General features: G+C 72.6%; 5 protein-coding genes. All 5 read left to right on the top strand.

Translation table 11 applies throughout. The features are described 5' to 3' along the window. Positions 1-95: hypothetical protein (locus ACWGE1_RS40400; RefSeq protein WP_453425460.1), on the top strand; the 95-nt coding region annotated here is incomplete at its 5' end. 208 nt (positions 96-303) lie between these two features. Beyond that, the gene (locus ACWGE1_RS40405; protein ID WP_030015246.1) at positions 304-489 is read left to right on the top strand and encodes a Trm112 family protein; all 186 of its coding nucleotides are present in this window, start codon (positions 304-306) and stop codon (positions 487-489) included. 98 nt (positions 490-587) lie between these two features. Then, positions 588-1721: an SIS domain-containing protein gene (locus ACWGE1_RS40410; RefSeq protein ID WP_453425457.1), complete on the top strand. Its 1134-nt coding sequence runs from the start codon at positions 588-590 to the stop codon at positions 1719-1721. Positions 1722-1758: 37 nt separating this feature from the next. Continuing rightward, positions 1759-2916 carry a mannose-6-phosphate isomerase, class I gene (gene manA, locus ACWGE1_RS40415; protein WP_453425458.1) on the top strand — a complete coding sequence of 386 codons (1158 nt, stop codon included), beginning with the start codon at positions 1759-1761 and terminating at the stop codon, positions 2914-2916. A 71-nt stretch (positions 2917-2987) separates the two neighbouring features. Continuing rightward, entirely contained in the window at positions 2988-3911 is a 924-nt protein-coding gene (locus tag ACWGE1_RS40420; RefSeq protein WP_453425459.1) for a cation diffusion facilitator family transporter, read from the top strand. The last annotated feature ends 21 nt before the right edge of the window (positions 3912-3932 follow it).

A 3932-nucleotide genomic window follows, 5' to 3' on the forward strand; every position in this document is an offset into this window, starting at 1 on the left:
ACACCGAGCCCCTGCTGCGGCTGAACGTCGAGGCCCGCGACGGGGCCACCCTGGACAGGATCCGCGACGAGGCCCTCGCCCTCATCCGCGCCTGACCCTGTCCAGCCCCGCCGGCGTTTGAGCACGGGGCACCTTTTCAGCGGTAGCCGGGGGAAGGTCCGGGCGGAGCCCGGTGCCCGGCGGAGCCGGGTTCCCCGGGGGCGCAGCCCCCGGGGCCCGACCCGGCCCCCACGACACCGCACCGCCGCGGACTCGGCGGTACGCTGACCTCGCCCCACCCACCTGCCCGAAGGGAATCGCCCCATGCCGCTCGAAGCCGGCCTCCTGCAGATCCTCGCCTGCCCCGCCTGCCACTCGCCCCTCGAGGACAAGTCGGCCGACGAGACGGCCCCCGAGCTGATCTGCACCGGTCAGGACTGCGGCCTTGCGTACCCGGTCCGCGACGGCATCCCCGTCCTCCTCGTGGACGAGGCCCGCCGCCCCGCCTGATCCCCTGCCGCGCCGCACCCGCACCGCGCAGCACCGCGTACGCAGACGCTGAGACCGATTCCGCCACCCTGGATCCGTCAACACCGCCGGAGGCCGCCATGCTCGACGAGTCGCTCCTCGACGCACCGGACGATCTCGCCCGCGTCGACCGCCGGGGCCTGCTCCGCGGTGCGGCCGAGGCCGGAGCCAGAGTCCGTACCGCCGCCCGGCACGCGACCGAGGCGGGCCTCGCCGAGCTGCGCCCCGACGGCCGCCCGCGCTCCGTCCTGATCGCCGGGCCCGGCACCGCCGCCACCGGCGTCGCCGACCTGCTCGGCGCCCTCGCGGGAGCCTCCGCGCCCGTGATCCGGCTGGACCCCACCGGCGTGGCCCACGCGGCCGGCGCGCTGCGCTGGGCCCTGCCCGGCTGGGCCGGACCCGTCGACCTGCTGCTCCTCGCGACCACCGACGGCACCGAGCCCGGGCTCGGTGTCCTCGCCGAGCAGGCCTACCGGCGCGGCTGCACCGTCGTCGCTGTCGCCCCCGAACGCTCACCCCTGAGCGAGGCGGTGGACGGCGCGCACGGGCTCCTCGTACCCATGGCCAAGGCCCCGTACCAGGAGTACGACGAGTCCGCCGCGGCCGGACCCGGCGCCCTGTGGGCCCTGCTCACGCCCCTGCTGCTGCTCCTCGACAAGGTCGGCCTGATCACCGCCGCCCCGGACACCCTCCAGCTCGTCGCCGACCGGCTCGACCGGACGGCCGAACGCTGCGGGCCCGCCATCGCCACCTACTCCAACCCGGCCAAGACCCTCGCCGCCGAGCTGGCCGACTCCCTCCCGCTCATCTGGAGCGAGGGCACCGGCGCGGCCCCCGCGGGCCGCCGGTTCGCCGCCACCCTCGCCGAACTCGCCGGCCGGCCCGCCCTGGCCGCCGTGCTGCCCGAGGCGCTGCCCGCCCACGGCATCCTGCTCGCCGGTTCCTTCGCCGCAGGCGCCGACCCCGACGACTTCTTCCGCGACCGGGTCGAAGAGCCCCAGGCCCTTCGCGCCCGGATCGTCCTGCTGCGCGACCGGCCCGCCGGTGGCCTCACCGCCGCCCCCGCCGCACGCGAGCTCGCCCACAGCCACGACACGGCCATCAGCGAACTGGAACCGGAGGAGGGCGTCGAGCTGGAGCAGCTCGCCGAACTCCTCGCCGTCACGGATTTCGCCACCGCCTACCTGGCGTTGGCTTCCGGGGGACACAGCTGAGGCACTGAAGCACCCAGCTCTATCCAGGAAGACGACGATGGACCGCCTGACGAACACGATCCGCCCCTACGCCTGGGGATCCACCACGGCCATCCCCACGCTCCTCGGTGTCGAACCCACCGGTGAGCCCCAGGCCGAGATGTGGATGGGAGCCCACCCGGGCGCCCCCTCCCGCCTCGACCGCGGGACGGGCGAGAGGGCGCTCTCGGAGGTCATCGCCGCCGACCCCGAGGGCGAGCTGGGCGCCGCCACCGTCGCCAAGTTCGGCCCCCGGCTGCCCTTCCTGTTCAAGATCCTCGCCGCCGGCGCCCCGCTCTCCCTCCAGGTCCACCCCGACCTGACCCAGGCGCGGGCGGGCTTCGAGGACGAGGAGCGCCGCGGGGTCCCGATCGACGCGGACCACCGCAACTACAAGGACCCCAACCACAAGCCCGAAATGATCTGCGCGCTCACCGCGTTCGACGGGCTGTGCGGCTTCCGCCCGCCGCTGGAGACCGCCGAACTCCTCGCGGGCCTGGACGTGGACAGCCTCAAGCCGTACGTCGACCTGCTGCGCGCGCACCCCGAAGAGGCGGCCCTGCGCGAGATGCTGACGGCCGTACTGACCGCGGACCGCGCCGAGATGGCCCACACCGTGAGCGAGGTCGCCGCGGCCGTCACGCGCCTCGGTGACGCCTACACCCCGTACGCCACCCTGGCCCACCACTTCCCGGGCGACCCGGGAGTCATCGCGGCCATGCTGCTCAACCACGTCCGACTCCAGCCCGGCGAGGCGATGTTCCTCGGCGCCGGCGTCCCGCACGCCTACATCGACGGCCTCGGCGTCGAGTTGCTCGCCAACTCGGACAACGTGCTGCGCGCCGGACTCACCCCGAAACACGTGGACGTGCCCGAGCTGCTGAAGATCGCGAGGTTCGAGCCGGGCGATCCGAACCTGCTGCGCCCCGAGGGCGACGCAGAGGAGGTCTACGAAACCCCCATCGACGAATTCCGGCTCTCCCGCTTCCTGCTCGCGCCGGGCGGTGTCCCGCGCGCGCTCCCGCACGACACCCCGCAGATCCTGCTCTGCACGGCGGGCTCCCCGCGGGCGGGCGAACTGTCCCTGACTCCCGGCGAATCGGTTTTCGTACCGGCCGGCGAAAAGGTCGAACTGTCCGGAACCGGCACGGTCTTCCGTGCCACTGTGGTGGTCTGACGCAGCGCCCCTCCCGCCGACTGCAACAATGTGCGCCGGTAGTCAGTGGCTAGGAAGGACACCCTGCACCCATGAGCGCGTCGGGCGGTACCAAGGCGATCGTGGCGGCACTCGCCGCCAACCTCGCCATCGCTGTAGCCAAATTCGTGGCATTCCTCTTCAGCGGCTCCTCGTCGATGCTCGCGGAAAGCGTCCACTCGCTGGCCGACTCCGGGAACCAGGGGCTGCTGCTCCTCGGCGGCAAGAAGGCACAGCGCGAGGCGACGCCGCAACACCCCTTCGGGTACGGGCGCGAGCGCTACATCTACGCCTTCCTCGTCTCCATCGTGCTCTTCACCGTCGGTGGCATGTTCGCCATCTACGAAGGCATCGAGAAGATCAACCACCCGCACCCGATCGAGGCCTGGTACTGGCCCGTCGGTGTCCTCGTCTTCGCGATCATCGCGGAGTCCTTCTCCTTCCGCACCGCGATCCAGGAGTCGAACGAGATCCGCGGCAAGCAGACCTGGAGCCAGTTCATCAAGCGGGCCAAGGCCCCCGAGCTGCCCGTCGTCCTCCTGGAGGACTTCGGCGCGCTGGTCGGTCTGGTGCTGGCCCTCGGTGGTGTCGGCATCGCCCTGGCCACCGGCAACGGCGTCTGGGACGGCATCGGCACCCTGTGCATCGGCGTCCTGCTGATCGTCATCGCCATCGTGCTGGCCGCCGAGACCAAGTCCCTGCTGCTCGGTGAGGCGGCCGGCATCGAGGACGTGGAGAAGATCCAGGCCGCGGTGGTCGACGGTGACGTCGTCACCCGCGTGATCCACATGCGCACCCTGCACCTGGGTCCCGAGGAGCTGCTGGTCGCCGCCAAGATCGCGGTCGAGGGCAACGACACCGCGATCGAGGTGGCCGACGCGATCAACGCCGCCGAGGCCCGCATCCGCGAAGCGGTCCCGATCGCCCGGGTGATCTACCTGGAGCCGGACATCTACCGGCCCGAGGCCGCCCAGTAACCCGCGTACGGGCGAAGGCCC

The organism is Streptomyces sp. NPDC054932, from assembly GCF_053610205.1.

Coding starts and splice junctions, on each gene's coding strand:
- ACWGE1_RS40405 (WP_030015246.1), top strand. CDS start 304: ATGCCGCTCGAAGCCGGCCTCCTGCAGATCCTCGCCTGCCCCGCCTGC.
- ACWGE1_RS40410 (WP_453425457.1), top strand. CDS start 588: ATGCTCGACGAGTCGCTCCTCGACGCACCGGACGATCTCGCCCGCGTC.
- manA (WP_453425458.1), top strand. CDS start 1,759: ATGGACCGCCTGACGAACACGATCCGCCCCTACGCCTGGGGATCCACC.
- ACWGE1_RS40420 (WP_453425459.1), top strand. CDS start 2,988: ATGAGCGCGTCGGGCGGTACCAAGGCGATCGTGGCGGCACTCGCCGCC.